The sequence below is a fragment of the Campylobacter sp. IFREMER_LSEM_CL1846 genome (assembly GCF_025772105.1).
Classification (GTDB): Bacteria; Campylobacterota; Campylobacteria; order Campylobacterales; family Campylobacteraceae; genus Campylobacter_D; species Campylobacter_D lari_D.
Genome location: NZ_JAKMRM010000014.1, coordinates 12,116 through 38,823 on the forward strand (window position 1 = coordinate 12,116; position 26,708 = coordinate 38,823).

29 protein-coding genes are annotated in these 26,708 nt (G+C 28.5%); 12 read left to right on the forward strand and 17 right to left on the reverse strand.

Annotated elements, in window-relative coordinates; all coding sequences use genetic code 11:
- Positions 1-75 precede the first annotated feature (75 nt).
- From L8W40_RS06850 to L8W40_RS06860, 3 genes are read left to right on the forward strand one after another with little or no spacing between them, the layout of a single operon-like run.
- The gene (locus tag L8W40_RS06850; RefSeq protein WP_263665026.1) at positions 76-549 is read left to right on the forward strand and encodes a hypothetical protein; all 474 of its coding nucleotides are present in this window, start codon (positions 76-78) and stop codon (positions 547-549) included.
- Entirely contained in the window at positions 542-2,335 is a 1,794-nt protein-coding gene (gene uvrC, locus L8W40_RS06855; protein WP_263665027.1) for an excinuclease ABC subunit UvrC, read from the forward strand. The genes L8W40_RS06850 and uvrC overlap by 8 nt, the downstream gene beginning before the upstream one ends.
- On the forward strand, positions 2,332-3,360 hold the full coding sequence (locus L8W40_RS06860; RefSeq protein WP_263665028.1) for a hypothetical protein: 1,029 nt from the start codon (positions 2,332-2,334) through the stop codon (positions 3,358-3,360). Before uvrC ends, L8W40_RS06860 begins: the two co-directional genes overlap by 4 nt.
- On the opposite strand, the gene recR is transcribed toward L8W40_RS06860, so the two are convergent.
- The 3 genes from recR to L8W40_RS06875 are packed head-to-tail and all read right to left on the reverse strand — an operon-like array spanning position 3,347 to position 5,821.
- A complete protein-coding gene (recR, locus tag L8W40_RS06865; protein ID WP_263660753.1) occupies positions 3,347-3,919 on the reverse strand; it encodes a recombination mediator RecR in 573 nt (190 codons plus the stop codon). The two genes, L8W40_RS06860 and recR, sit on opposite strands and share 14 nt — an antisense overlap.
- Before the next feature lies 1 nt (position 3,920).
- On the reverse strand, positions 3,921-5,153 hold the full coding sequence (locus L8W40_RS06870; protein WP_220567174.1) for an ArsS family sensor histidine kinase: 1,233 nt from the start codon (positions 5,151-5,153) through the stop codon (positions 3,921-3,923).
- A complete protein-coding gene (locus L8W40_RS06875; RefSeq protein ID WP_066006696.1) occupies positions 5,150-5,821 on the reverse strand; it encodes a response regulator transcription factor in 672 nt (223 codons plus the stop codon). Before L8W40_RS06875 ends, L8W40_RS06870 begins: the two co-directional genes overlap by 4 nt.
- 115 nt (positions 5,822-5,936) lie before the next feature.
- Here L8W40_RS06875 and dnaJ point away from each other — a divergent pair, with 115 nt between their 5' ends.
- Positions 5,937-7,058: a molecular chaperone DnaJ gene (gene dnaJ, locus L8W40_RS06880; protein ID WP_263665029.1), complete on the forward strand. Its 1,122-nt coding sequence runs from the start codon at positions 5,937-5,939 to the stop codon at positions 7,056-7,058.
- Here the strand turns inward: dnaJ and L8W40_RS06885 are convergent.
- The 8 genes from L8W40_RS06885 to gatC are packed head-to-tail and all read right to left on the reverse strand — an operon-like array spanning position 7,055 to position 13,280.
- Complete coding sequence (locus tag L8W40_RS06885; RefSeq protein WP_263665030.1) at positions 7,055-7,837, reverse strand: shikimate dehydrogenase; 783 nt, start codon at positions 7,835-7,837, stop codon at positions 7,055-7,057. The genes dnaJ and L8W40_RS06885 overlap by 4 nt on opposite strands.
- The gene (locus L8W40_RS06890) at positions 7,834-8,640 is read right to left on the reverse strand and encodes an SPOR domain-containing protein (protein WP_263665031.1); all 807 of its coding nucleotides are present in this window, start codon (positions 8,638-8,640) and stop codon (positions 7,834-7,836) included. The genes L8W40_RS06885 and L8W40_RS06890 overlap by 4 nt, the downstream gene beginning before the upstream one ends.
- A gap of 18 nt (positions 8,641-8,658) precedes the next feature.
- Positions 8,659-9,204 (reverse strand): DUF1882 domain-containing protein, encoded by a 546-nt coding sequence (locus tag L8W40_RS06895; RefSeq protein ID WP_133319866.1) that lies wholly within the window; start codon positions 9,202-9,204, stop codon positions 8,659-8,661.
- Positions 9,201-10,442: a serine hydroxymethyltransferase gene (locus tag L8W40_RS06900; RefSeq protein WP_133319865.1), complete on the reverse strand. Its 1,242-nt coding sequence runs from the start codon at positions 10,440-10,442 to the stop codon at positions 9,201-9,203. Before L8W40_RS06900 ends, L8W40_RS06895 begins: the two co-directional genes overlap by 4 nt.
- Positions 10,443-11,945, reverse strand: coding sequence for a lysine--tRNA ligase (gene lysS / locus L8W40_RS06905; RefSeq protein ID WP_263665032.1), 1,503 nt, complete (start codon positions 11,943-11,945; stop codon positions 10,443-10,445).
- 11 nt (positions 11,946-11,956) lie between these two features.
- Entirely contained in the window at positions 11,957-12,412 is a 456-nt protein-coding gene (locus L8W40_RS06910) for a Fur family transcriptional regulator (protein ID WP_043019516.1), read from the reverse strand.
- Positions 12,402-12,971: a CvpA family protein gene (locus tag L8W40_RS06915; RefSeq protein WP_133319863.1), complete on the reverse strand. Its 570-nt coding sequence runs from the start codon at positions 12,969-12,971 to the stop codon at positions 12,402-12,404. The genes L8W40_RS06910 and L8W40_RS06915 overlap by 11 nt, the downstream gene beginning before the upstream one ends.
- A gap of 21 nt (positions 12,972-12,992) precedes the next feature.
- Complete coding sequence (gene gatC / locus L8W40_RS06920) at positions 12,993-13,280, reverse strand: Asp-tRNA(Asn)/Glu-tRNA(Gln) amidotransferase subunit GatC (RefSeq protein ID WP_133319862.1); 288 nt, start codon at positions 13,278-13,280, stop codon at positions 12,993-12,995.
- A gap of 146 nt (positions 13,281-13,426) precedes the next feature.
- On the opposite strand from gatC, the gene L8W40_RS06925 reads away from it, so the two are divergent.
- The 6 genes from L8W40_RS06925 (at position 13,427) to pyk (ending at position 18,829) form a co-directional block, all read left to right on the forward strand.
- On the forward strand, positions 13,427-13,972 hold the full coding sequence (locus tag L8W40_RS06925; RefSeq protein WP_263665033.1) for a hypothetical protein: 546 nt from the start codon (positions 13,427-13,429) through the stop codon (positions 13,970-13,972).
- Positions 13,969-14,964: a hypothetical protein gene (locus L8W40_RS06930; RefSeq protein ID WP_263665034.1), complete on the forward strand. Its 996-nt coding sequence runs from the start codon at positions 13,969-13,971 to the stop codon at positions 14,962-14,964. The genes L8W40_RS06925 and L8W40_RS06930 overlap by 4 nt, the downstream gene beginning before the upstream one ends.
- A 1-nt stretch (position 14,965) precedes the next feature.
- Positions 14,966-15,298 (forward strand): hypothetical protein, encoded by a 333-nt coding sequence (locus L8W40_RS06935; RefSeq protein WP_263660759.1) that lies wholly within the window; start codon positions 14,966-14,968, stop codon positions 15,296-15,298.
- Complete coding sequence (locus tag L8W40_RS06940) at positions 15,285-15,908, forward strand: type III pantothenate kinase (protein ID WP_133319858.1); 624 nt, start codon at positions 15,285-15,287, stop codon at positions 15,906-15,908. Before L8W40_RS06935 ends, L8W40_RS06940 begins: the two co-directional genes overlap by 14 nt.
- Positions 15,909-16,018: 110 nt before the next feature.
- Positions 16,019-17,365 carry an FAD-dependent oxidoreductase gene (locus tag L8W40_RS06945; protein ID WP_220567164.1) on the forward strand — a complete coding sequence of 449 codons (1,347 nt, stop codon included), beginning with the start codon at positions 16,019-16,021 and terminating at the stop codon, positions 17,363-17,365.
- 12 nt (positions 17,366-17,377) lie between these two features.
- Positions 17,378-18,829, forward strand: a complete 1,452-nt coding sequence (gene pyk, locus L8W40_RS06950; RefSeq protein WP_214114012.1) for a pyruvate kinase — start codon at positions 17,378-17,380, stop codon at positions 18,827-18,829.
- Between the two features lie 7 nt (positions 18,830-18,836).
- Here pyk and gmhA read toward each other — a convergent pair whose 3' ends face one another.
- Genes gmhA through L8W40_RS06970 form a run of 4 tightly spaced genes read right to left on the reverse strand, consistent with a single transcriptional unit; the run spans position 18,837 to position 22,218 of the window.
- Entirely contained in the window at positions 18,837-19,397 is a 561-nt protein-coding gene (gmhA, locus tag L8W40_RS06955; RefSeq protein ID WP_214114013.1) for a D-sedoheptulose 7-phosphate isomerase, read from the reverse strand.
- The gene (gene rfaE1 / locus L8W40_RS06960) at positions 19,387-20,760 is read right to left on the reverse strand and encodes a D-glycero-beta-D-manno-heptose-7-phosphate kinase (RefSeq protein ID WP_214114015.1); all 1,374 of its coding nucleotides are present in this window, start codon (positions 20,758-20,760) and stop codon (positions 19,387-19,389) included. The genes gmhA and rfaE1 overlap by 11 nt, the downstream gene beginning before the upstream one ends.
- Positions 20,753-21,706 (reverse strand): ADP-glyceromanno-heptose 6-epimerase, encoded by a 954-nt coding sequence (rfaD, locus tag L8W40_RS06965; RefSeq protein ID WP_263665035.1) that lies wholly within the window; start codon positions 21,704-21,706, stop codon positions 20,753-20,755. The genes rfaE1 and rfaD overlap by 8 nt, the downstream gene beginning before the upstream one ends.
- Positions 21,703-22,218 carry a D-glycero-alpha-D-manno-heptose-1,7-bisphosphate 7-phosphatase gene (locus tag L8W40_RS06970; protein ID WP_263665036.1) on the reverse strand — a complete coding sequence of 172 codons (516 nt, stop codon included), beginning with the start codon at positions 22,216-22,218 and terminating at the stop codon, positions 21,703-21,705. Before L8W40_RS06970 ends, rfaD begins: the two co-directional genes overlap by 4 nt.
- Before the next feature lie 129 nt (positions 22,219-22,347).
- Between L8W40_RS06970 and L8W40_RS06975 the strand changes: the two genes are divergently transcribed.
- A complete protein-coding gene (locus L8W40_RS06975; protein ID WP_133319851.1) occupies positions 22,348-22,653 on the forward strand; it encodes a c-type cytochrome in 306 nt (101 codons plus the stop codon).
- A gap of 11 nt (positions 22,654-22,664) precedes the next feature.
- On the opposite strand, the gene L8W40_RS06980 is transcribed toward L8W40_RS06975, so the two are convergent.
- On the reverse strand, positions 22,665-22,880 hold the full coding sequence (locus L8W40_RS06980; protein WP_133319850.1) for a cbb3-type cytochrome oxidase assembly protein: 216 nt from the start codon (positions 22,878-22,880) through the stop codon (positions 22,665-22,667).
- Positions 22,877-25,222 (reverse strand): heavy metal translocating P-type ATPase, encoded by a 2,346-nt coding sequence (locus L8W40_RS06985; protein WP_263665037.1) that lies wholly within the window; start codon positions 25,220-25,222, stop codon positions 22,877-22,879. The genes L8W40_RS06980 and L8W40_RS06985 overlap by 4 nt, the downstream gene beginning before the upstream one ends.
- A gap of 181 nt (positions 25,223-25,403) precedes the next feature.
- On the opposite strand from L8W40_RS06985, the gene rho reads away from it, so the two are divergent.
- Entirely contained in the window at positions 25,404-26,708 is a 1,305-nt protein-coding gene (rho, locus tag L8W40_RS06990) for a transcription termination factor Rho (RefSeq protein WP_214114115.1), read from the forward strand.

Consider the following 26,708-nt stretch of genomic DNA (forward strand, 5'->3'; position numbering starts at 1 on the left):
TATTTCATAAAATGGAGCAGCTTTATAACCACATGCACTTAAAAATATTAATAAAAAAAATGTTACAATAATTAAATGGAAGTTAAAAATGATATTAAAACAAGTTGTGATGTTATTGATATATTTGCTAATTCTGAAAAATATAAACATTATAGACCTTTAAAAGCACTTTTGCAATATAAAGAGTTTTTAAAACTGTTTAACCATAATCACCAACAAATGATTACTAAACTCTTTATAAAAAATAATACTTTGATTATTTTAGTTAAACACCACATTGCATATATGGAGCTTAATCACGATAATACCAAAAAAATGATTAAAAGTCTCATAAAAAACTATATTTTAGCTAAGCCAATGAGTAATTTTGCAAAAGTGGAAAATATAAAAATACTTAGCGACAAAAACTTTATATCCAAAAACAATACTTTTAGTGCACATAAAAAAACTCATCTAGAACTTTCTAATGGAAATTTTAAAAACCATTTTGAAAATCCTATTTTATATAATAAATTTGAAGAACTACGAAAGCTTATAAAAAATGCTTGAAAATGAACTCAAAACCTTGCCTAATTTACCTGGCGTGTATCAGTATTTTGATATACAAGGTAAGCTTTTATATGTAGGTAAAGCCAAGAATTTAAAAAACCGCGTTAGAAGTTATTTTAATTTCACTCCAAATCTTTGCCCAAATCCTAGCAATAGTTTAAGAATTCAAAAGATGATTAGTCAGACCCATCATTTAGAATTTATTACCACAAAGAGCGAGGCCGATGCTTTAATACTAGAAAATTCTTTTATAAAACAATTACACCCAAAATACAATATATTATTAAGAGATGATAAAACCTACCCTTATATTTATATAGACTTAAACGAAGATTTTCCAAGATTTGAGATTACAAGAAAAATCATCAAAAAAAATAAAATAAAATACTTTGGTCCGTTTTTTAAAGGTGCAAAAGAGCTTTTAAATGCTTTATATTTATCTTTTGAGCTAAGACAAAAGAAATCTTGCAAAGAACTTTGTCTTTTTTATCAGATTAAGCGTTGCAAAGGTCCGTGCGAGCAAAAAATTTCCAAACAAGAATATGAAAAAATTATCCAAAAAGCCACACAAGCTCTTTTAAATCCCTTATCTTTAACAAAAAATTTAGAAAATAAAATGCTTGAATACGCAAAGAGTGAAAACTACGAAGAAGCAGCTCTTATAAGGGATCAAATTAAAACAATTGAAGATTTAAGTGTAAAAATACAAATAGACCTTGCAAAATTAGAAGATTTTGATATTTATGCTATTTATTGCGAAGAAAACATACTCTCCATGGTGCGTTTTGTAATAAATAATGGTAAAATCATTAGTTCAAATCATAAAATACTAGCTCTTAATAATCAAAACGAATTTGACTTAAATGCAATTTATAAACAATATATTCTAGAAAATTACACACAAGAATCTCCAATAAAATCAACTCATATTTATACACACAAAGATTTTGAAGATATGAAGCTACTGCAAGATCTACTCAGCGAGAGATTTTCTAAAAAATTTTACCTTAAATCGCCAAAACTTGGTGAAAAAAAAGCCCTATGCGAGCTTGCTCTAGAAAATGCAAAAATAAACATACAAAAGCATTTAAAAAATGAGAGTTATTTATTTTTAAAAGAATTAAAAGATTTTTTCAATCTGCAAAATTATCCCAATCATATAGAAATTTTTGATAATTCTCATATGCAAGGTGATGCAATTGTAGGTGCTTTAGTAGCCTTCAAAGATGGGAAATTTGATAAAAGCTCTTATAGACACTATTATTTATCTTATAAAAATGATTATGATCAAATGCTTCAAATTCTTAGTAAAAGAGCTTTATCCTTTGATAAAAATCCACCGCCTGATTTATGGCTGATTGATGGTGGGAATGCCTTATTGAAACTAGCAAATGATATTATTAAAAGTTCTGGAGCAAATGTGGATATTTTAGCTATATCTAAAGAAAAAATAGATGCTAAAGCTTATAGAGCAAAAGGAAGTGCAAAAGATAAAATTTATACTCAAGAAGGAAAAATTCAACTTTCTACCGATGATAAAAAATTGCAATTTTTACAAAAATTACGCGATGAGGCACATCGCTTCGCAATTAGTTTTCACCAAAAAACAAAAAGAAAACAGGACCTACAAAGCTCTAAGTTGATACAACTTGGAATCTCTCAAGGTTATATTAAAAAATTTTTAGATTATTATGGTAGTTTTGATAAAATCAGTAAAGCCGATTTTAATGAATTAAAATCACTTTCCAATGCAAAGACAGCTAAATTAATCAAGGAAAATTTATGATATTATTTATTAGTCTTTTGACTTTAATTTTATGTTTTTTAAATTATTATTTTTTATATCCAATTGATCAAAAATTATTCTATATTTATACCTCTATTAGTATTTTAATATTTATCGCTACATGTATTTATTTAATCATAAAAAATCAAAAACTTAAAAAAGATAATATCATTATTCAAGAAATAGAAAAATTTTTAAAAATATCAAGTTCAACCTCTTTAATAGATCTAAAAGAAAAATTAAAAACATCATTTGAGCTAACGCAAAAACAATTGCAAGATCAAAAAATACAAAACAAACTTTTACAAAAAAACTTGCAATATCTTATTCAAAGTTTTAACTATATGCGATTAGAAAATTCCATTACACTAAAGCCGATTTTAAAAAAATATCAAATAAATACAAAAACAAAAAATATTATTTTTAAGAATATCCACGCATGCATTGTAAATGATGATATGATTGAAAATTTTTTATTACAATGTATTTTATTAGATATAGGCATTAGTAGTGAAATTTTTGATGATTTTCAAAAAGTAGAGAAAAAATATTCCTTTATTATTTCAAAGAAGAAAATAAAAAATACGCTAAACTACACATTTGTAGATGTCAATGTCAAAGATCTTATCAATTTTTTAAGTACAAATTTTAAAGAAGAAAGTTATCAAATAGCAAATTTATACAATGTATTGATTTTTAAATCTTCTAGTTTTGAAAATAATCTAATTTTAAATATAACCAATCAATTTTGCTCAAATAATCAAATCGTAGATAGCCTAAGTGATTTTAAGAATGCTTTAAAATTAAATTTTAGATTAATTTTGGTTGATTATGAAGTCATAAAGTTCGATATTTTACATTTTACTCAAATACTACATGAGTATAAAATACAAAATTCACAAAATAAAATTTTACTTTTTACCAAAAATAGAGTTAAAAATTGCGATTTTGCCGATGAAATTATAAATGACATTAGCAAAAATGAATGGATAATTTTACTTAAAAAATATATCAATCAAGTTTAGTTCTATGATTAATAGCCTTATGTAAAGATATAAAATCGACATTTTCCAAACTAACACCGCTTGGAATACCTTGGGCTATTTGGGAAAAACTCAAATTTAAATCCTTTAATTTTTCCTCTATAAAAAAAACTACAGCATCTGAATTTAAGCCTTGAGTAAAAGCGAAAAAAATTTCTTTAGTATTTTTGTTTTCAATCATTACTCTTAATTTAGTAATATTTTCTTCGTTAGTATTTTCTAGTACAAAATAAAGCCCATCATAGCTTTTACTATCTTCTAAAATTAATACATCTTTAGGATCTTGCACTATACAAATAATATTATTATTTCTTTCTATATCAGAACAAACTTCACATAATTCATTTTCACTTAAAGCCCCGCATTGTATACATTTTTTAATTCCTCTAATGGATTCTTCAATACTATAAGCAAGTTTAGAACCTAGTAAAGGATCTTTTATACAAACATAATAAGCAAGTCTTAATGCGGACTTTTTACCGATAGTAGGCAATGCAGAAAATGCATTTACCAATTCATTAAATTTTTCTAAATCTTTCAAGTCATTTTAACCTTGAAAAAACAATCTTAAAAATATGATAACCATCTTCATAACTATAAGTTAAATTATAACCATGAAGATTGCAAATATTATTGATAATATAAAGCCCTAATCCCATACCTTCAACTTGAGTATTTTGTTCTCTTACAAAAGGTTTCAAATAATAATCAAAAGTTTTTTTAAGTTGAACCCCTTTATTTCTAACAATTACATAGTCCCCTGAACATATAATCTCACAAGCTTTATCGTCAGAATATTTAATAGCATTATCAATCAAATTTTTAAGCATTAAGGAAAAAAGTTCTAAATCAGCAACAATCATAGTATCTTCTTTGTAAGAAATCTTAACTTTTTGATAAAAATCATCTCTCATGAGATAATCTTCAGCCTGCTCTAAAATTAAGCTCAAATGATAAGTTTGCAAATTTAGCTGGCAATTTCTAGATAAAACTTTTTCAATTTTACCAAATTCATCAATCAATAATTCAAGTCTTTCAAAAATCGCTACTAAGCGGTCTTTTTGCTTTTGATTGTCTAGCATCTCACAAACTATCCTACCTTTTCCAATAGGTGTTTTAAGTTCATGCATAATCATTCTTAAAAAAAATTGTCTTGATTTTACTAATTCTTGTATTTTATTAATAGCATGATCAAATTCAAAAGAAATTTCTGAAATCTCATCATTAATTTGTGAATATTCGGATAAAGGTTCTATTTTTCCAGCACTAATATTTTTAATTTTCTTTTTTAAAATTTTTAAAGGCATTAAAGATCTTAAAACAGAAAAATATAAAAATATAATCAAAATCAAACTAAAAAAGAAACTTAGTAAAAACAAATACTCTAAACGCGTAGATGCATTTAGCTCATAAAGCTGCTTTAAATTAACTTGTTCAACATAAAAAAAAATTTGATTATGATAAATAATAGAAGAAAAACTACCGTAAGCAGAATTAACCTTAAGCACCTTTTCACCTTTTGCAACTATATGTTTTGCACTGCGTTCATTTTCAACTATTTTAAAAGACTTAGAAAGAAGATAATCATGAATTGAAAAACCTTCTTTTCTTTCTAAATTATATATAATTTTTTCTACAATTTCTTTTTGTCTATTTTGCTCATTGGTTAAATAAGAATCAACCTGAACCTTACCCAAGAGCACAAACAAAGCACAAACAAACAAAAAAGCCGTTGCGAAAAGAACGGTAATCTTAAGATTAATAGTTACTTTCATCCTATTAATTTATATCCTATCCCTCTAACTGAAAAAATATGCTTTGGTGCCTTCGAACTATCGCCGATCTTAGTTCTAAGCCTACCAATAATTACATCTAAACTTTTAGAATCTTTATCTTTCAAGCTTTTGCAGTGATACACAAGCTGCTCTCTGCTAACTGAAAATCCATGTTGTCTTATCATATAACTTAAAATTTCATATTCAGCAGGAGTTAAAATTAAAACCTCTTCATTGTAACTAATCTCATGTCTTTTTTCGTCAATTTTAAAAGCTGAATTAATTATTTTTTCAGGAGTTTCATTTACGCGTTTTGAACGACGGATTAAACTCATAATTCTTGCATGCATTTCTTTAGGATCGTAAGGCTTTGGTAGATAATCATCCGCACCTATTTGAAGTCCTACAATTTTATCACTTAAATCGCTTCTAGCTGAAGAAATAATAATAGGAATGCTATATTTTTCTCTTATTTCGCGACAAACTTCAAGACCATCAAGTCCAGGTAAAGTTAAATCAAGAATTAAACAATCATAATTTTTTATACCAGCACTCATTCCCAAATACGGATCTTCATAATTAGTAACTTTGATATTAAATTGGGCCAAATATTCTGCTAAAAACTCTGCAAAATCTGGATCATCTTCGATCATTAAAACATTAATCATCTCTACCCCTTATTAGTGAAAATATGTTACAAACTTAATATTATAACACATAATTTAACTATTCATTTATTTTTTTGCTAAAATTATAATATTAATTTTTCAAGAGAGGAAAAAAGTGGAACTTAATTATTATGAAATATTAGAAATTTCTCAAACTTCAGATAAAGAAACTATAAAAAAAGCTTATAGAAAAATGGCATTAAAATATCATCCTGATAGAAATCAAGGAGATAAAGAAGCTGAAGAAAAATTTAAACTTGTCAATGAAGCTTATGAAGTACTTAGTAATGATGAAAAGCGAAGTATATACGATAGATACGGCAAAGAAGGATTAAAAGGACAGGCCGGTGGTTTTGGTGGTTTTGGAGATGTTGATTTAGGGGATATATTTTCAAGTTTTTTTGGAGATGGATTTGGTTTTGGAAACTCAACGCGTAAAAAAGAAAGGGAAAATAAATATCCACATGATTTAAAAATAGCGGTAAAGATTAGCTTCAAAGAGGCTGTTTTTGGCTGCAAAAAAGAAATTGATTTTACCTATAAAACATTTTGTAAAATATGCAATGGTAGTGGATCAGAAAATGGAAAAGAAGATACTTGTTCTCATTGTGGAGGAAAAGGACAAGTTGGTGTTAGACAAGGTTTTATGACTTTTGTACAAACTTGTGATCATTGTAAGGGCAGTGGGAAAATAATAAAAAATAAGTGTAAAACATGCCATGGAAATGGTTATGAAGAAATAAAAGATCATATAGAACTTGATATACCAGAAGGTATTGATAGTGGTATGAGTCTTAGAGTGCAAAACAAAGCAAATAAGCTTCCAAATTCTTCTCAAAGAGGTGATTTGTATATCAAAATCGTTGTAGAAGATGATAATAAATTTATTAGACATGATGATGATATATATACCATAGTACCTGTATTTTTTACCCAAGCTGCTCTTGGAAAGACAATTAAAATTTCCACCATAAGAGGAGAAGCTGATCTTAAACTTCCAGTGGGTGCAAAAGATAAACAAAAATTTGAATTAGCTAACGAAGGTGTTAAAAATATTCACAATGGAAAACTTGGTTCACATATTGTACAAATTGAAATAAAATTTCCAAAAACACTTACTGATGAACAAAAAAATCTACTATTGCAACTTGAAAAAAGCTTTGGCTTAGAAAATGAGGAAGCTTTTATAGAACAAGAAAGCTTGTTTGATAAAATCAAATCTTGGTTTAGTCACTAAGGAAGTTTTAAAGCCATCTCCATGGCTTTATAAATTTCTTCTGTTTTTTGACACTCTAAAAATAACTCAAAAGCAAAAACACCTTGCCATAAAAGCATTTGCGTGCCATCTTTTATTTTTAATCCATTTTCTCGTGCTAACTTTAAAAAAGATGTTTCTCTACTATAAATAACATCAAAAGCATACTTAGCTTTTTGAAAAATATTTTTTAAAATCCTTTCTTCACAAGGTAAACTTTCATCATGTAAACCCACACTAGTCGTATTTATTACCAAATCAAATTGTGTATTTAAATCAAGTTGATCATATAAAAAACATGGATAGATGGTTAAATTTTCAAATCTAGCACTAGAGCGATTTGCTATTGCAACTTCAATATTTATAGATTTTAAAGCATAAGCTAAAGCTTTAGCGGTGCCACCAGCACCTAAAATCAAAGCATTTTTAATAGAAAAAAAATTTTCAATTGCTTTTAAAAATCCTAGATAATCTGTATTATAAGCATAAATTTTGTTATTTTTATTTAACAAAGTATTAGCAGATCCTATTTGCTTAACACTTTCATCACAAAAATCTGCAATTTTATACGCTTCTTCTTTAAAAGGTATAGTAATATTTGCTCCATCAAATTTTTGAACAATTTCTTTTAATTTTGCTTTATTTTTTAAATGGTATCTTGTATATATTGCGTCTTTTTTAAGAACTTGTAAAGCATTATTGTGCATTCTTGGGGATTTAGAATGCACAATAGGATCACCTATAACTGTGAAAATTTTCATTTTACTCTAAAAGTAAAAGCACCTTTTGCGATTTTAGAACGCACCTTTTCTAATTCAGCCTTTAATTCGCTTTCTTTATAAGGCCCAACTAAAACTTTTGTAAGTTCTTTGCCATTTACTGTTGTTTTGTAAATTTTATAATCATATCCATTTTCTTTAAGTATACTCAATTCTTTGGACTTTGGATCAAGACTACTTAAAGAAAAAACTTGGATATAAGTACCTGCTGCAAGGTGTGTTTGAGTCTGCGGTGTTTTTATGCTCTCAAACAATTCATTTGCATTGCTTTGCTCTGGAGCTTTTGGCTTTTCAACAATATTAGTTTTTGATTTTTCAGAAGGTTTTTGAATTGGTTTTTCTATAGATTTTTCTACAGGCTTAATCTCTTCTTGTTTTTCTTCCACCTTAGCTGGTTCTTCTTTTGGTTCTGTTGATGTAATTTGATCTAATACACTATTGCTTGGAATTTCCTGTTTTTCCTCTATGGTATTATTTGCATCAGCCAATGAACTTTCTTCTTTCAGTTTTCTAGCTAAAGCTTCAAATTCATCCTCTTCTTTAGTATTATCTGTAATAGGCAAAGAATTAAAATTATTTTCATAAGAAGCTTGCTCTTGCGGCTCTGATGGCATTTGTAGTGATTTTTCCTCGCCTGGATCATTAATTAACTTCATTGCTATCATTACTACCAAAAACACAATAATTAAAATAATCGATCTGAGTAAAATTTTTTTAAGTTTTTCACTTTTATTGCTTTTTTGCAAGATAATATCATCAAATTCATTTTTGTTGTTTTCTTCCATTTTTCATCCTTTCAAAAATTACATATGTTTAGACCAAGAAGCGCCACGCTCTTTTTGATAAACCTCATAAGGTAAAGTTAAAATATTAAATTCCTTAGGTATATCCATACTAGGAAAAACTTTCCACTCTACAGGCATTTTTTGAGAAAAAAGCAAAGATAATTTTGATCCCAAAGAGCATGCTTCATTAAAAGTAGTATGTCCTTTATGGATATACAAATGCAAATGATTATTAGTTCTTGTTTTATAGGCAGTAAAATTTATAAAACCTTCTTCCCTTAAAACAAGCTGTGCTCTATGCCAAAAACGCTCTGCGTTAAAACCATTGTAATCAAATACAATATTTTCAACCTTATCAAAACTATTAATCAAAGAGTGTGCTACAATAATCTTTTTTTCCATATGTTCTTGTATAACATTAGCTGTCAAAGGAGCATTTACTTTTTCGAATTTATCAAAAAAAATTCTACCTTTATGCTCATATTTGTTAATTATAGCATTACGCTTAATATAATAATGGCTTGTAACCATTTTAATTAAAGCCAAATCCATAGTTGTAATCAAAATAAAGCCCTTTCATAAATAATAAAATTACTTGCCAAATTTTTCAGTTTAACTTTAATCTCTTCTTGTAGTTTTGTATTTTGTATATCATCTAAAATATCAGCTATATAATTTGCAACAATAGCAATTTGCTCCTCTTTAAAACCTCTTGCTGTTAAAGCTGCTGTTCCAAGTCTTAAACCACTCGTTACAAATGGACTTCTAGTTTCCCCTGGAACCGTATTTTTATTTGCTGTAATACCTGCTCTTTCTAAAGCTAAATCTGCATCTTTACCACTAAAATCTTTATTTAAAAAGCTTAATAAAATTAAATGATTATCAGTACCACCGCTAACTAAATCATATTTTCTATCTATTAGAACTTGAGCCAAGGTAGCAGTATTTTTAATGATTTGCTTAGCATAAATTTTCCACTCATCACTTAAGTTATATTTAAATCCAACAGCTTTGGCGGCAATTACATGCATTAATGGACCACCTTGAATACCCGGAAAAATTGCAGAATTGATTTTTTTGGCAATTTCTTCATCGTTACTCATAATAATCCCGCCTCTTGGACCTCTTAAAGTTTTATGTGTTGTAGAGCTTACAACATGAGCATAGGGAAACGGGCTAGGATGCTCACCTGCTACAACCAATCCTGCAATATGCGCAACATCAGCAAATAAATATGCGCCAACCTCATCTGCTATTTCTCTAAATTTAGCAAAATCAATCACTCTAGGATAAGCACTAGCACCACAAACAATAAGTTTTGGCTTAACTTCTTTTGCTATCTCTCTAACTTTATCATAATTAATTCTCCCATCAAGCTCTACCCCATAAAAAAAACTTTCATAAACTTTTCCAGAAGAACTTACTTTAGAACCGTGAGTTAAATGTCCTCCGTGACTTAAATCCATACCCAAAATTCTATCACCAGGATTTAACAATGCCATGTATACACCTTGATTTGCTTGAGAACCTGAATTAGGCTGTACATTGGCAAAATTACAATTAAAAAGTTTTTTACATCTTTCTATAGCAATTGTCTCAATTTCATCAACAAATTCGCATCCACCATAATATCTTTTACCAGGATAGCCTTCTGCATATTTATTTGTTAAAATACTCCCCATTACTTCCATTACTTCTGGTATAGTGAAATTCTCACTCGCTATCATTTCAAGACCATCACATTGTCTTGCTAGCTCCTTTTGGGTTAAATCAAAAATTTCTTTATCAAAATTTTCCAACATTTACTCTCCTTTTACCTCATTTTTAAGTGGCCTCATAGCTGGGAAAAGCACTACATCACGAATTGATTTTTTATTAATTAAAAGCATAACTAGCCTATCTATTCCTATACCTTGACCTGCAGTTGGTGCCATAGCATAGCCCAATGCATTAACAAAATCTTCATCCATTTCGCATGCTTCCTCATCACCTGCATTTTTAGCTTCAATTTGCTTTAAGAATCTCTCATATTGATCTAGCGGATCATTAAGCTCATTAAATCCATTAGCAATCTCTCTACCCGCGATAAACAATTCAAATCTTTCAGCAATATCCTTATCCTTGTCACTCCTTCTAGACAAAGGACTTATAGAAACAGGAAAATCTATTACAAAAGTGGGATTAATCAACTTATCTTCAACATAATTATCAAAAAGTTCAGCTTGCAAATGACCTAATTCTAATTTTTCATTGACTTCAAAGCCATCTTTTTTTAATTTTTCTAAGATTAATTCTTTATTATTAATAAGCTCATCATCTAAACCGCCATATTTTTTCAAAGCATCTTTATAAGTAATTCTTTCAAATGGTTTAGAAAAATCAATTATTTTTTCATCAAATTCGAGCTTTTTACCTAAATTTAATTTATCCAAAAGCATAGCAAAAAGCTCTTCTGTTAAGTCCATTAAATCATGATAATTGTGATAAGCCCAATAAAACTCGATTGTAGTAAATTCAGGATTATGTGTTAAATCCATTCCTTCATTTCTAAAACACCTATTAATCTCATAAACTGCCTCAAAACCACCTACAATCAAACGCTTTAGGTATAATTCTGGAGCAATTCTTAAAAATCTTTCCACACCTAAAGCATTATGATAAGTCACAAAAGGCTTTGCATTTGCTCCTCCTGCAATAGGATGCATCATTGGTGTTTCAACCTCTAAAAATCCTTTATTATCAAAAAAAGACCTAATGTAAGAAACAATTTTAGAACGCAAAATAAAATCTTTTCTTACTTCACTATTCATAATCATATCAAGATATCTTTTTCTATATCTTTGCTCAATATCTGTCAGTCCATGATATTTTTCCGGTAAAGGCACTATGGCTTTTGTAGCTATTTGAATTTGCTCTACATGAAGACTAAATTCTCCTGTTTTAGTCATAAAAGGAAAACCTTTAACCAAAACAATATCTCCTGCTTCAAGATATTTTTTTAAAATAGCAAAATATTCTTCTCCTAAAATATCTTGATTAAAATAAATTTGAATATTATCTTGCTCATCTTCTATATTGGCAAATACCGATTTACCAGCTATTCTAAGAAGTTTTAATCTTCCTGCTAACACTCCATATACTTTTTCATCACGCTGATTTTCCGTATCTTTAATGTATGCAAATTTATTTTTATATTCAACTATACTCATTTCTTTTTTCAAAAAATGTGGATATGGATTAATTCCTAGCTTTTTTAATTCTTGCGCTTTTTGAATTTTTTGTTGTTCTAAAATATTATCAAACATTAATTTTACCTTTATTTTTTACTACATTGCGGACATAACCCATAAAGTTGCATTAAATGCCCTGTTAATTTAAAATTATATTCTTTTGCTATTAACATTTGTTGCTGTTCGATAATAGAATTTTCAAATTCAACTATTTCTCCACAACTTTTACAAATTAAATGATCATGATGGGGTTTATTTGCGAGTTCAAATTTCTTCCCTGAAGCTCCAAAAGATATAGAAGTAGCCATACCTGATTCTTCTAATAAATTTAAAGTTCTATAAACTGTAGCGATTCCTACATTTAATTCAGGATTTTTTTGCTTGATTTCCACATACAAACTTTCTGGGGTATAATGCATATCACTATTATATAAAGTTTTCAAAAGCACTTCTCTTTGTTTGGTATATTTTAAGCCATTATCCTTAAGTGTCTTCTTAAAGCGCTCAAGTAAAACATCATATTCTATATTTTCAATTTGCATTATTTACCTCCGAATTTAGACTTATATTAGAATCTTTAATTCTTTCTTCTATTTTTTCTAAACTATTTTGAGTAAAATCAGTATTCATTATAAATTCACCTGTTTTTCTAAGTAAATTTAAAGTATGACTATTGTTTGCATATTTTTCTAAACTTGAATTTAAAAATTCTATATTATTAATACAAGCAACTAAAATTGCAAAAATTAAAAATATTTTAGCACTTCCAAATAAAAATCCACCTATACGATCTATAAAACCAAGACCACTCATGCTAAACATTTTTGATAATATATTTCCCAAGGCCATACATGCTATCCATATCACGATTAACAAAACTAAAAAACCTGCAAAAATAGCAAGATTTTCATTTTCAATTGCATAAAAATTATTATTGATAATCTCTGCTACCTCTTTAGCATATCTTGAAGCAAGTAAAACCCCACCAACTATACCCAATAAACCAAAAATTTCTTTAAATAAGCCACTCACCAAGCCTTTTAAGCCTAAAATTACAGTCAAACCTAAAACAAAAACATCAAACCACGAAAAATTTTCCATATACGCTAAACTCCAAATATTTTATTCAATTATTTTAGGGACTATAAAAAATCCATCTTGAGAATTTGGAGCATGCTTACTTATCGTATCTATCACATCAGATTTTTTACTCTCATCATTTCTCAATAAGGTTCCACCATTTGTTGTGCTAGTCATGGCTTCTATATCATCAAGTTTTAATTCATCTAATTTTTCCACAAAATTAACAATTTGGCTTAATTGCTCTTCTAGTTCTTGTCTTTTTTCATCTGCTATTTTTAGAGCACTTAGCTTTTCAAGTTTAGTTAATAATTTATCATCAATTTGCATCATTTACCTTAATTTTAATTTTATAAAACTCTTTGGTTTAGATTGAAAATTATAACATAAAATAATTTATTTTTTCATTTTTATATGTTACAATTATAGACTTTAAAATTACAAAATAACATTTTTTATATTAATAAAGGAAAAATATGGCTTTAAAAGAAAATTTAAAAGCAGTAAAAGAAGAATTAAGCTCTCAAGAGCAAATGATGGAAAATTTTATCAAATCAGAACGCTTTATAAGAAAATACAAATATTATTTTATTGCTCTTATTGCTCTTTTAGTTCTTTATTTTAGTGGAAGTTATATTTATAATATAAAACAAGAAAAAAATATCCAAGAAAGTAATATCATTTTTAATAATCTGTTAAAAAATCCTTCAGATCAAAAATTAATTGAGGAATTAAAGCAAAAAAATGTAAATTTATACACCATATATATTATGGGTCAAAATAATCAAGATCTTAATCAAACCTTGAGTCTTAATATAGATCCCTTGTTAAAACAAATAGTGCTTGCCCAAAACAATCAAAAATCAGATTTTCTAAAAGATTATAATACTCTATTAATAGGTTTTGAATTTTTAAAACAAAATGATTTTAAAAACGCAGATGTTGAATTTAATAAAATACCTATAAATTCTCCTTTATGGCAAATTATCACAAGCTTAAAACACTATCAAGGAATAAAATGAAGCATTTTTATTTATTTATTATTACTTTAATATTTTTTAGTGCTTGTGGCACTAAAAGGGAATACTATCAACCAACACAACTAGAACAACTTCCTTATAATTCTAAAAATATTAATGGAAAAATAGTTAATTTTAACAACAATATTGCTCAGTTAAACAATAATACTTTCATAGACAATAAAGGAAATATTACTGCTTTAAAAATAGATAAAAACTATAATATTTTAAATATCCGTCAAGAAGAAATTCTTATAGCTGATAATGATGGGAATTTTAAAATTTTAAATTTACAAGGTGAAGAATTATTTTCTCATAAATTTAACGAAAGTGTAGTAAGTGCTAATGTAGATGGGGATGATATAGCTTTGATTTTAGCAAGTAATACTTTAGTGTATGCTAATAAAAATCTTGGTATAAGAATGCTACAAAATTTAGGCACTGCTTATGCTCAAGATAGTCGCTATGCTAATCCTTATTTTTTAAATACCATTATCATATACCCTATGCTTAATGGAAAATTAGCCATACTTAACAAAAGTACACTAAAAGTTAGTAAAGAAATTTTAGTAAGTAGTGAAGAATTTTTTAATAATATCATCTATCTTCATGTTAAAAACAATACAATGGTTGCCGCAACAGCACAAAAAATCATCGTTGTAACACCAAATAGAACTTTATACTTAAACGAAAACATCAAAGAAGTAAATATTAACGATAAAGAAATTTTTATATTAACAAAAGATGGAAGAGTTATCAAAAATGATTATAATCTTAGAAAAATTGATGAAATAAAATTTCAATTTGCTTTATTTTCCAAAAGCACATTATATAATGATTCTTTGTATATATTTGAAAAAACTGGCTATTTAATTAAATTAAATACAAATCTGAAAGATTTTACCGTATATAAATTAAATGAAGCTATTGATAAAAAAAGTTTTATGGCTAATGGTAAATTTTTCTATCACAATAAAGTTTTACAATTAAATTAAGATGAATCAAGAACTAAGCGATATTCTTATTAAACATGGAATTATTTTAAAAAATATTAATTCTTTAGATATCCATGCTTTTAGCAAAAAGAAAAAACTAATTTGCTTTTATGGAGAAAATACAAAAAAACAATATTGTTTATTTTTATTTTCTTTTGCAAAAAGTAAGATTTTAAAAAAAGATGGTTTAGAATTTGAAAATATTTTTCAAAACATAAGTCAAATTTTAAATTTAAAATTTAAAAATCATTTTATTTTTCATCAGTCTCTAATTTGCTCAAAAGCAAAAGAATATTTATTCACCAAAGGAATTCAAAATTATGCTTTTGTGTGATATTGGCAATACAACTGCAAGTTTTTTAAATGAGCAAAAATTTCATTCTATGAGCATAGAGCAATTTTTACAGTATGAGCCGACACAAAAAGTGTTTTACATCAATGTTAATCCAAATTTAGAGCAAAGATTAAAGCAAAATCCTTTATTTATTAACCTTGCTCCATATTTTAATTTTGATACTATTTATAAGAATTTAGGAGTTGATAGAATAGCAGCTTGCTATACCATAGAAGATGGGGTAGTAGTTGATGCTGGCTCTGCAATAACTGTGGATATTGTTTCAAATTCAATCCATCTTGGAGGATTTATCCTGCCTGGTATTGAAAGCTACAAAAAATCTTTTGCTAGTATTTCTTCTCGCTTAAAACACGAACTTAACACTCAAATAAACTTTGATGCCTTTCCCCAAAGAACTATTGATGCCTTAAGTTATGGAGTTTTTAAAAGTATATATTTACTTATAAAAGATAGTGCATATGATAAAAAGTTATATTTCACAGGTGGCGATGGGCAATTTCTTGCAAATTTTTTTGATTATGCAATTTATGATAAATTTTTGATTTTTAGAGGTATGAAAAAAGCTGTTTGTGAAAATTTTATACTTTAAAAGATTAACCATATCTTTGGCTTTTCAATTATAAGCTTTATTTAAACTCAAAACAACTATATTTTGATATTATTAGCAAAATCAAACATACACAAAAGGAATTGATGATAATGGATCGAAAACACTTTGATGCCGTGGTGATTGGCGGTGGGATTTCTGGTGCTGCAGCATTTTACGAATTAGCAAGATATACTGATATTAAAAGTATTGCATTATTAGAAAAATACAATAACGCTGCAACATTAAATAGTCACAGCACAAGTAATTCACAAACCATCCACTGCGGTGATATAGAAACTAACTATACCTTGGAAAAAGCAAAAAAAGTTAAAAAAACAGCAGATATGATTGTAAAATATGGGCTCTTGCAAAATGCACAAAATAAATTCATGTATTCACACCAAAAACTTGCACTTGCAGTTGGGGAAAAAGAATGTGAATATATGAAAAATAGATATGAAGAATTTAAAGAATTATATCCTTATATTAAATTTTACACAAAAAATGAAATCAAACAAATAGAACCAAATGTTGTTTTAGGTGAAGATGGTGTCAATGATAGGGCGGATAATATAGTAGCTATGGGTGTAGAAGAAGGTGAAATTTATACCACAGTAGATTTTGGACTTATGAGTCAAAATCTCATAGAGCAAGCTTGCAAACAAGGTAAAGATACTCATGTTGCTTACAATCAAGAAGTTGTGTTTATAGAAAAAAAAGATGATATTTTTTATATAAAAACAAGAGATTTTAAAGAATATAGCGCGAAATCTATTATTGTCAATGCAGGCGCACACTCGTTATTTTTAGCACATAAAATGGGTATAGGTTTAGACAAATCTTGCTTTCCTGTTGCAGGAAGTTTTTACATGGCAAAAAGAAAAATTTTAAATGGTAAGGTTTATATGGTGCAAAATCCAAAACTCCCATTTGCTGCATTACATGGCGATCCTGATTTACTAGCTAACATGAACACCCGTTTTGGTCCTACTGCTTTAGTTATTCCTATGCTAGAAAGATACCATGGCTTTAAATCTTTACCTGAATTTTTCAAAACACTTAATCTTGATATGAATGTAATTAAAATTTGTTTTAATCTTTTTAAAGATTCTACTATTAGAAATTATATTCTTTATAATTATTTATTTGAAATTCCTTATATCAACAAAAAACTTTTTGTAAAAGATGCTAAAAAAATAGTTCCTAGTTTAAAAACAGATGATATTTACTATGCTAAAAATTTTGGAGGAGTGCGACCTCAAGTGCTTGATAAAAAAGCAGGAGAATTAATGCTTGGAGAGGCTAGCATCACTGAAATTCCGGGTATAATTTTTAATATGACACCAAGCCCAGGTGCTACGAGTTGTCTTGGTAATGGTTATAGAGATGCAAAACTTATTTGTCAATACTTGGGTGCTAATTTTAATGAAGATTTATTTACTAGCGAACTGCTATAAAAAGGATAGGAAATGTTAAAAAAAACAAAAATAGTCGCAACAATTGGGCCAGCAAGTGAAAATGAAACTACAATAAGACAAATGATTATTAATGGAGTGAATGTTTTTCGCTTAAATTTCTCACATGGAACTCATGAATATCATAGTCAAAATCTAGCCACCATTAGAAAAGTAGCAGCTGAACTTAATGCAAGGATTGGAATTTTACAAGATATTAGCGGGCCAAAAATTAGAACCTTAAAAATTCCAGAAGCTTTTGAGCTAAAAAGTGGAGATAGACTAGACTTTTACAAGGATACTTTTGAAGGAGAAAAACTTTCTAATGAACATTATAAAGTCTGTATTAATCATCCCGAAATTCTTTCTATGCTAAAAGTGGGAGAATACATCTATCTTTGTGATGGCTCTATTAAAACTAAAGTTATACAAGTTGAAAAAGATTTTATCCAAACCCAAGTAGAAAATAGCGGGGTGCTTAGTTCAAATAAAGGAATTAATTTTCCAAATACAAAAATCAATATCGATGTTATAACTCAAAAAGATAAAGATGATCTTGCATGGGGCATTAAAAACGATGTTGATTTTTTAGCTATATCTTTTGTGCAAAATGCTCATGATATTGATGAAGTTAAAAAAATACTTGATGAAAATAATGCCAAAATTGCTATTTTTGCAAAAATAGAAAAATTTGATGCTGTTGAAAATATCGATGAAATTATAAATAGCAGCGATGGTATAATGGTAGCAAGAGGAGATTTAGGCATTGAAGTGCCTTATTATAGAGTACCAAATATACAAAAACTCATCATTAAAAAAGCTAATGAGGCCAATAAACCTGTAATCACTGCCACTCAAATGCTTTTTTCGCTTGCAAAATCAAAAACTGCCACAAGAGCTGAAATTTCAGATGTTGCTAATGCTGTACTTGATGGCACTGATGCGGTTATGCTTAGCGAAGAAAGTGCGGTGGGGATTGATCCGGCAAATGCAGTTGATATTATGACTCAAACTATCATTGAAACAGAAAAAAACTATCCTTATGAAAAATTTGAAAATTTTAAATGCTTTAACGAAACTGATATCATTGCCAAATCAAGCACACAATTAGCTACTGATTTAAATGCAAATGCAATTTTTACCATTACAAGCAGTGGTGCTTCTGCGGTTAAAACAGCAAGGTATCGTCCAAAAATGGATATCATAGCTATTACTCATTCTAAAAAAGCTTTAAATTTTTTAAGTATAGTCTGGGGAGTTCAACCTGCTATATTGATAGAAAAGCATGAAAATTTAACAGAACTTTTAAGCAATTCTGTAAAACTTGGAGTTGAAAAAGGCCTTATGAAAAAAGATGGGGTTTACACTCTTACTGCAGGATTTCCAGTAGGTGTTGCAGGAAGTACAAATTTAATTAGAATTTTACAAAAAGATCAAATTGAATATTATTTAAGTTTGGGAAAATAACCCAAACTTAATATTCTTCTTCTATTAGATCACACAAGCAGTGTATGATTAAAATATGCATTTCTTGAATTCTGGCCGTATCATCACTTGGAACGACTATATTATGCTCACATAATGCATTCATCGCTCCACCACCTTTTCCACTAAGCCCTATGCATTTAGTGCCAATTTCTTTGGCCTTTTCAAAAGCTTTGATCACATTTGGGCTTTTTCCACTAGTAGAAATTCCAATCAATACATCATTATTGCTAGCTAAAGCTTCAACTTGTCTTGAAAAAACAAATTCAAAACCATAGTCATTTCCTATAGCACTTAAAGCAGAAGTATCAGTGCTTAGAGCAATAGCAGCTAAAGCCTTTCTTTCTTTTTTATATCTTCCACTAAGTTCAGCTGCAAAATGTTGGCTATCTGCAGCACTTCCACCATTTCCACAAATTAAAATTTTCCCACCACTTTTCAAGCACACTTTTAATTCTTGAGCAACCGCAGCAATTTGCTCTTTTAAATTCAAACTTTGTTCTAAAGTTTTTTGATGTTGAATAAATTCCTTTTCAATTTTATTTATCATTTGCAATCCTATTAATTATATTAGTAGTACTAAATCCATCTTCAAAGTCAATTAATTCTACTTTTTTTACTAAATTTGAACCCACTACTTCTTTGCCTTTATAATCAGCTCCTTTAACTAGCACATCAGGCTTTAAAAACTCTATCAGTTCATAAGGAGTATCATCATTAAAAATCACTACATAATCTACAAAATACATACTCGCAAGCATACATGCGCGTTGGAATTCTAAATTTATAGGTCTTGAGTTTCCTTTTAGTCTTTTTACGCTTTCATCTGAATTTAAACCTACAACTAAGATATCTCCTAGTTTTTTAGCTTTTTCAAGGTATTTTATATGACCATAATGCATAATATCAAAACATCCATTGGTAAAAACTACTTTTTGATTTTGTATCAACTTCACAAGCTCTTCTTTGCTTTTAATTTTATCTTCAAAAGAAGCTTTTTTTAGATTTTTAATCTCTTCTAAACTTACACTCACACTTCCTACTTTTGCTACCACAACAGCTGCTGCATCATTTGCTAACTCACATGCTTTTACGATATCAACTTTTAAGGCTAAAGCATAAGCAAGCATAGCTATAACACTATCTCCAGCTCCTGTTACATCATAAACTTCCAAAGCTTTTGCGGGAATAATATGTAATTTTTCATCAAAAAGTGCTATTCCTTCTTCGGATAAAGTTATAATAGAATAAGCTAAATTTAAATCATCTTTTAATTTTTTCAAAGCTTTTTCTAAATTATCAATTTTTTCTACACCCAAAGCTTGAATAGCTTCTTTTTTATTTGGAGTTAGCAAGGTTGCATTTTGATATTTGCTAAAATCACTTCCTTTTGGATCAATCAAAATAGGTAAATTTAAAGTATTTGCATGCTCTATCAAAGCTTTTGTTACTTTTGAAGTTAAAATCCCTTTGGCATAATCACTCAAAACAATCGCATCATAATCTTTTGCGATTGTTTTATACTCTTGGATAATTTCATCTTCTAATTTAGTATCAAAATCATTCTCATCATCAAGTCTTAAAACTTGCTGAGAATGTGATAAAACTCTACTCTTAAGAGGGGTTTTTCTATCCTTTTCCACTAATAATTTTGCATTTAAATTCTCTTTTAAAAACCTCCCACTCTCATCATCACCCACAAGCCCCAGAGCAAAAACCTCAGCACCAAGACTTTTTAAATTTGCATATACATTACCAGCCCCACCTAGTCTTTTATCTTCTTTTTGTGATTTCATCACCATCACAGGAGCTTCTGGAGAAATTCTAGTGCAATCACACCATATATAATGATCCACCATAAAATCTCCAACAACTAAAATTTTTGGCTTTTTAGAACTTAAAAAATCAAACATTTACTTCCTTTTCATAAAGCCTTTTGATCTCATCTAAATAATCTTTTACACCCTCTTCAAGACTAAATTTAGCTTTATATGAAAAACTCTCATCTAATTTTGCTTGAGTATGGAATTGATAAGAATTTTTGTAAGGATTAGGAATATACTCACAAGGATAATTAGTGTTTAATTCTTTTTGCAAAATATCTACTATATCTTGAAAAGTTCTTGCTTTACCTGTAGCTACATTATAAATTCCACTTTTTGCTTCTAAAGCTTGTAAATTTGCACTCACAACATCTTTAATATACACAAAATCACGATAAATTTGATCACTTCCTTCAAACAAACGCGGACTTTTACCCGCTAAAATTTGATGTCCAAATTGCAAAATCATAGAAGCAGTGCTATTTTTAAAAAATTCTCCCTTGCCATATACATTAAAATATCTAAGCCCAACTATATGCATTTTATTAAAGTATTTTTTTGCTAATTTATCCATCATTAATTTTGAAAATGCATAAGGGTTTTTAGGGGCTTCACTTAAATTTACAGTTTGCGGGCTTGGAGCATCTCCATAAACTGAGGCTGAACTTGCATAGATTAGTTTTGCATTAAGTTCTAAAGCAAGTTCTATAAAATCTTTAAAAGTGTTTAAATTGGTCTTTAAAACTTTGTTTTGATCATAAACAGTTGTATCTGAAATTGCAGCCTTATGAAAGATCACATCAGGTTTAAAAGCTTTTATAGCTTTTAAAGTTTTTTCATCATTAATATCGCCCACATAAAGCTCACCTTCAAAATCTAAAATATTCTTAAAATGACCAAAACTTTCTAAATTTCCATTTTCAAAAGTAGCACTTGATCGCATTTTATCCACAATCAAAACTTCATGTTTATCCTGAAGTTCTAGAGCAAGAGCAGAGCCTATAAAACCTGCTCCACCTGTTATCACAATTTTCATTTCCTATCCTTTAAATAATACAAAAGTTCTTTTAAATTTTTAAAGACCTTATAGTTTTTATCATCATTATAATTTTCATTAATCAAAAATAGATTTTTTATACCAGCATTAATTCCAGCTTGCATGTCACTTAAATTATCTCCTATAAAAAAAGATTGTGAAAAATCTATATTAAATTCTTTTTGTGCTTTTAAAAGCATGCCAGGTTTTGGCTTACGGCATTCACAATTTTCTAAATGAGGGCAGTGATAAATTTTTTCTATTTTAATGCCTTTTTTCAAAAACTCACCTAGCATATATGAGCTTAAAATTTCAAAATCTTTTTCATTATAATAAGCCCTTGCAATACCTGATTGATTAGTAGCTACAAAAATTAAAAAATTTTGCTTTTGAAAAAATTCACAAAGTTCAAAAATACCATCACAAAATTCAAAATCACTAATCTTATGAACATATTTTTTATCTATATTAATAATCCCATCTCTATCTAAAAATAACGCCTTTGTTTTCATGAAAAAATTATAATGAATTTTTTTTAAGATTTTATAATTTATCAAGTAAAAAAGTTTTTTAAGCGACTTTAAATAAAAAAAGCATATAATTAAAAACAATTTATTTTCAATTTATATAGGAGTGATACAATGAAAAAGCTACTTGTTTTATCAGCTTTGGCATGTCTTAGTGTTTCAGCTTTTGCTGCGGATGGTGCTACACTTTATAAAAAATGTGCAGTATGTCATGGTGCTAAAGCAGATAAAGTTTATCTTAACAAAGTTCCTGCTTTAAATACTTTAACTGCAGCTGAAAGATTACAATACATGAAAGATTATGCAGCAGGTAAAAGAAATGCTTATGGCCAAGGTGCAATCATGAAGATTAACCTTAAAGGTTTAACAGAAGCAGATTTTAAAGCAATTGAAGAATACATCGAGAGCTTAAAAAAATAATTTGACAGCCTTTATGGCTGTTTTTCTTGATTTTTCTTTTCCAAAGCTTCTTTTTTTCTTTTTTCCAAAATTACTGCATCATTTAAAGCTTCTTCGCTATCATTTAAAGTAGTAAATTTATAATCATCGTCAAATTGCTTATTTTTGATCCCCCAAAGTAAAGCACAAATTGCCAAAAATAAAGCAACCATAGAAACACCTATCATCATCATTAAAACACCATTCATTTTTTAATCCTTAAAGCATTTAAAATCACTATTATACTACTAAAAGACATTGATAAAGCTGCAATTAAAGGATTAATCAAACCAAAAAAAGCTAAAGGCATGCTCAAGGCATTATAAAATAAAGAAAAAGCTAAATTTTGTTTAATAATTTGATAAGTTTTTTTAGCTATTTGTATAGCCTTTTGCAAGCTTTTTAAGTCGTTTTTTAACAATATAATATCACTATTTTCCATAGCAAGCTCAGAACCTTCTTTTAAAGAAACCCCAACACCTGCATAAGAAAGTGCTAAAGCATCATTTACCCCATCTCCTACCATTAAAACCTTACCTGTTTGATTTAAGTTAGCTATTATTTGCATTTTATCTTCTGGCATACATGAAGCTTTGAAATGATTTATTTTTAATTTTTCAGCTACCTTACTCACAGCAGATAAATTATCACCACTTAACATATAAATTTGCATTTTGCATTCTTTCATAAATTCGATCAACTCTTCAGAGCTTTCTCTCATACTATCTTCTAATTCAAAAACTGCTAATATAGTTTTATTTTTAGCAAATATAAAATGCGTAGTTTGAAATTCTTGTACTTGCATATGATTTTCTTTGAAAAATTTCTCATTTCCTCCTAAAAATTCATCTTTACCCAAAAAGGCTTTATAACCTCTTGCTTGAAAATTTTGAACTTTTTCAAATTCTATTCTGCTATCAATTTTTTCATCTAAAAATTTCAAAATGCTTTTAGCCACTGGGTGGTTAGTCAGGTGTAAGAAATTTAATAATTCATTTTTATCTAACCTCTCATCCAAAAAGCTTTTTTTAACCTCTAAACTAGCCTTTGTTAAAACCCCTGTTTTATCAAACACAGCCACATTGCACTTACTCAAATCCTCCACAACACCTGCTTCTTTAAATAAAATTTTTTCCTTCAAACCAGTGCTAATTGCTACTAAAGAACTCACCGGTGTAGCTAAAGCCAAAGCGCATGGACAAGCTATGATTAGCACAGAAACCATGCGTATCATGGCTTCTTCAAAACCTAAATTTAGTACAAAAAAAGTAAAAGCAAAGCAAAGCAAAGCACAAGTTAAGATAATAGGCGAAAAATACTTACTTACCTGTTGCACCATTTTTTCTATTTTGGCTTTTTTAGCACTTGAATTTTCAAGTAAATCAATAATCCTAGCTAATTTAGAATCCTTATAAAGAGCATTTGTCTTATATAAAGCATTCCCGCTTAAAACTAAAGAAGCAGAATAAATCATATCATCTTTTTGCACATCAAGTGGTAAGCTCTCTCCGCTTAAACTAGACATATCTAAACTAATATTACCGCTAATACACACTCCATCTATTAAAACCCTATCGCCTTCTTTTAACTCTATAATATCTCCTATTTGCACCTCTTCTACATCGATATTTTCTATTTTTTCATTTTTTAACACCCTTACTTCATTACCTAAAAATGACCTCAAATGATCGAGCGTATCAAGGGCTTTTTTCTTACTTAAAAGCTCTAAATACTTTCCTATAAAAACAAAACAAATAATCATCGCCACAGAGTCAAAATATACCTGTGAAGCTCTTGAGAACATTGCCCACACTGAATATATATAAGCTAGACTTGCTCCACCAATTACTAGAGTATCCATATTAACACTTTTAAATTTCAAAGCATAATAGGCATTTTTATAAAAAATCGAGCCTGTGTAAAAAAGTACAGGAGTACAAAGTAAAAATTCAGCAAAATGTAAAATATCTTTAATATCAGCTTCCATACCACTAAAAAACCCAGCATATTTAGCTACAGATATCCACATGATATTCATTACGCAAGCTATAGCAACTATTAATTTCGCATAAAAATCTCTTTTGGTTTGAGTTGCTCTTTGTTCATTTTTTGTAGGTAAATACACACTAGCTTTATAGCCTATACTTTCTATATTTTGGATAATTTTTACTAGATTAATACTTTTTTCATCAAAAACAATTCTAGCTTTATGAGTAATAGAATTAATATCAACCTCTATCACTCCTTCACTTTTAATGAGAATTTTTTCATTAAGCCAAACACAGGCTGCACAATGAATTTCTTCTATCAGTAAAAAAACCTCACTAAAGCCTTCTTTTGTTTTTTGTATGTATTTTTCATAGTCTTTAATACTATATTCTATTGTTACTGGGGTTAAAGTTTGATTACCAAGTTTTTCATAAAATTCCTCCAAATTACTCTCTTGTAAAATTTCATATACACTTTCACAGCCTTTACAACAAAAATAATTTCCATTTTTTTCTATCATTTGTTCTTGTTTAAAGCTTAATTGGCAATGCTTACATCTCATTTTATACTTTCTTTATAAGTTTTTACAATATTTTATCATTTTTTCAAACTTTCAATTTTAAAAATTATTTACAAAGCTATATTATAATTTCTAAAATTTGACAAAAAAGTATTTTTTTTAATAAAATCTTTTTTGAATAAACTAAAACAAAAACTACATTTTCTACATTTTATGAGGATATATGGAAAATACAAAAGAAAAGAAACAACACCAAAGAACACACATTCCTGTTGAAGGTTATAAAATAGAAGATTTAAAGTTGCTTGATTTAGAAAGCTTAGTAAAAATAGCAAATGAAGCAGAAATAGAAAATCCAAGAGAATTTAGAAGACAAGATCTTATTTTTGAAATTCTAAAAGCACAAACCAAAAAAGGTGGCTTTATACTCTTTACAGGAATTTTAGAAATTTCGCCTGAAGGTTATGGATTCTTGCGTGGAATGGACTCAAATTTAAGCGATAGTGTAAATGATGCTTATGTATCAAACTCACAAATTCGCAAATTTGCTCTGCGTGTAGGAGATATAGTTACTGGTCAAGTTAGAGAGCCAAAAGATCAAGAAAAATACTATGCTTTATTAAAAATTGAAGCGATTAATTATTTTCCATTAAAAGAAGCTAGAGAAAGACCTTTATTTGACAATCTTACTCCAATTTTTCCAACTGAAAAAATCAAATTAGAATATGATCCTTTAAAATTAACAGGTAGAATGCTTGATCTGTTTGCTCCTATTGGAAAAGGTCAAAGAAGCTTAATCGTAGCACCTCCAAGAACTGGTAAAACTGAGTTAATGAAAGAACTAGCTACCGCTATTGCTAAAAATCATCCGGAGGCTCATTTGATTGTACTTTTAGTAGATGAGCGCCCTGAAGAAGTTACAGATATGCAAAGATGTGTTAAAGGCGAGGTTTTTAGCTCTACTTTTGACTTACCTGCCTATAATCATGTTAGAGTGGCTGAACTTGTTATAGAAAAAGCAAAAAGGATGGTAGAAACAGGTAAAGATGTCATTATATTACTTGATTCTATTACAAGATTAGCAAGAGCTTATAATACTGCCACACCAAGCAGTGGTAAAGTTTTAAGTGGCGGGGTTGATGCAAATGCCTTGCATAAGCCAAAGCGCTTTTTTGGTGCAGCTAGAAATATAGAACATGGTGGCTCATTAACCATCATAGCAACTGCCTTGATAGAAACAGGCTCAAGAATGGATGAAGTGATTTTTGAAGAATTTAAAGGAACAGGAAATAGCGAAATCGTTCTTGATAGAAATATTTCAGACAGAAGAATTTACCCTGCAATTAACATCATAAAATCAGGCACTAGAAAAGAAGAATTACTCCAAGGTGTTGAAAAACTTCAAAAAATTTGGGCAATTAGATCAGCTATTTCACAAATGGATGATATAGAAGCTTTAAAATTCTTATACTCTAAAATGCTAAAAACCAAAAGCAATGAAGAGTTGTTATCCATCATGAATGAGTAG

What these genes read in the sequence shown, in the direction of transcription:
- L8W40_RS06850 (WP_263665026.1), top strand. Translation starts at nt 76, where the DNA reads ATGGAAGTTAAAAATGATATTAAAACAAGTTGTGATGTTATTGATATA.
- uvrC (WP_263665027.1), top strand. Translation starts at nt 542, where the DNA reads ATGCTTGAAAATGAACTCAAAACCTTGCCTAATTTACCTGGCGTGTAT.
- L8W40_RS06860 (WP_263665028.1), top strand. Translation starts at nt 2,332, where the DNA reads ATGATATTATTTATTAGTCTTTTGACTTTAATTTTATGTTTTTTAAAT.
- L8W40_RS06870 (WP_220567174.1), bottom strand. Translation starts at nt 5,153, where the DNA reads ATGAAAGTAACTATTAATCTTAAGATTACCGTTCTTTTCGCAACGGCT.
- L8W40_RS06875 (WP_066006696.1), bottom strand. Translation starts at nt 5,821, where the DNA reads ATGATTAATGTTTTAATGATCGAAGATGATCCAGATTTTGCAGAGTTT.
- L8W40_RS06885 (WP_263665030.1), bottom strand. Translation starts at nt 7,837, where the DNA reads ATGAAAATTTTCACAGTTATAGGTGATCCTATTGTGCATTCTAAATCC.
- L8W40_RS06890 (WP_263665031.1), bottom strand. Translation starts at nt 8,640, where the DNA reads ATGGAAGAAAACAACAAAAATGAATTTGATGATATTATCTTGCAAAAA.
- L8W40_RS06900 (WP_133319865.1), bottom strand. Translation starts at nt 10,442, where the DNA reads ATGTTGGAAAATTTTGATAAAGAAATTTTTGATTTAACCCAAAAGGAG.
- lysS (WP_263665032.1), bottom strand. Translation starts at nt 11,945, where the DNA reads ATGTTTGATAATATTTTAGAACAACAAAAAATTCAAAAAGCGCAAGAA.
- L8W40_RS06910 (WP_043019516.1), bottom strand. Translation starts at nt 12,412, where the DNA reads ATGCAAATTGAAAATATAGAATATGATGTTTTACTTGAGCGCTTTAAG.
- L8W40_RS06915 (WP_133319863.1), bottom strand. Translation starts at nt 12,971, where the DNA reads ATGGAAAATTTTTCGTGGTTTGATGTTTTTGTTTTAGGTTTGACTGTA.
- gatC (WP_133319862.1), bottom strand. Translation starts at nt 13,280, where the DNA reads ATGCAAATTGATGATAAATTATTAACTAAACTTGAAAAGCTAAGTGCT.
- L8W40_RS06925 (WP_263665033.1), top strand. Translation starts at nt 13,427, where the DNA reads ATGGCTTTAAAAGAAAATTTAAAAGCAGTAAAAGAAGAATTAAGCTCT.
- L8W40_RS06930 (WP_263665034.1), top strand. Translation starts at nt 13,969, where the DNA reads ATGAAGCATTTTTATTTATTTATTATTACTTTAATATTTTTTAGTGCT.
- L8W40_RS06935 (WP_263660759.1), top strand. Translation starts at nt 14,966, where the DNA reads ATGAATCAAGAACTAAGCGATATTCTTATTAAACATGGAATTATTTTA.
- L8W40_RS06940 (WP_133319858.1), top strand. Translation starts at nt 15,285, where the DNA reads ATGCTTTTGTGTGATATTGGCAATACAACTGCAAGTTTTTTAAATGAG.
- L8W40_RS06945 (WP_220567164.1), top strand. Translation starts at nt 16,019, where the DNA reads ATGGATCGAAAACACTTTGATGCCGTGGTGATTGGCGGTGGGATTTCT.
- pyk (WP_214114012.1), top strand. Translation starts at nt 17,378, where the DNA reads ATGTTAAAAAAAACAAAAATAGTCGCAACAATTGGGCCAGCAAGTGAA.
- gmhA (WP_214114013.1), bottom strand. Translation starts at nt 19,397, where the DNA reads ATGATAAATAAAATTGAAAAGGAATTTATTCAACATCAAAAAACTTTA.
- rfaE1 (WP_214114015.1), bottom strand. Translation starts at nt 20,760, where the DNA reads ATGTTTGATTTTTTAAGTTCTAAAAAGCCAAAAATTTTAGTTGTTGGA.
- rfaD (WP_263665035.1), bottom strand. Translation starts at nt 21,706, where the DNA reads ATGAAAATTGTGATAACAGGTGGAGCAGGTTTTATAGGCTCTGCTCTT.
- L8W40_RS06970 (WP_263665036.1), bottom strand. Translation starts at nt 22,218, where the DNA reads ATGAAAACAAAGGCGTTATTTTTAGATAGAGATGGGATTATTAATATA.
- L8W40_RS06975 (WP_133319851.1), top strand. Translation starts at nt 22,348, where the DNA reads ATGAAAAAGCTACTTGTTTTATCAGCTTTGGCATGTCTTAGTGTTTCA.
- L8W40_RS06980 (WP_133319850.1), bottom strand. Translation starts at nt 22,880, where the DNA reads ATGAATGGTGTTTTAATGATGATGATAGGTGTTTCTATGGTTGCTTTA.
- L8W40_RS06985 (WP_263665037.1), bottom strand. Translation starts at nt 25,222, where the DNA reads ATGAGATGTAAGCATTGCCAATTAAGCTTTAAACAAGAACAAATGATA.
- rho (WP_214114115.1), top strand. Translation starts at nt 25,404, where the DNA reads ATGGAAAATACAAAAGAAAAGAAACAACACCAAAGAACACACATTCCT.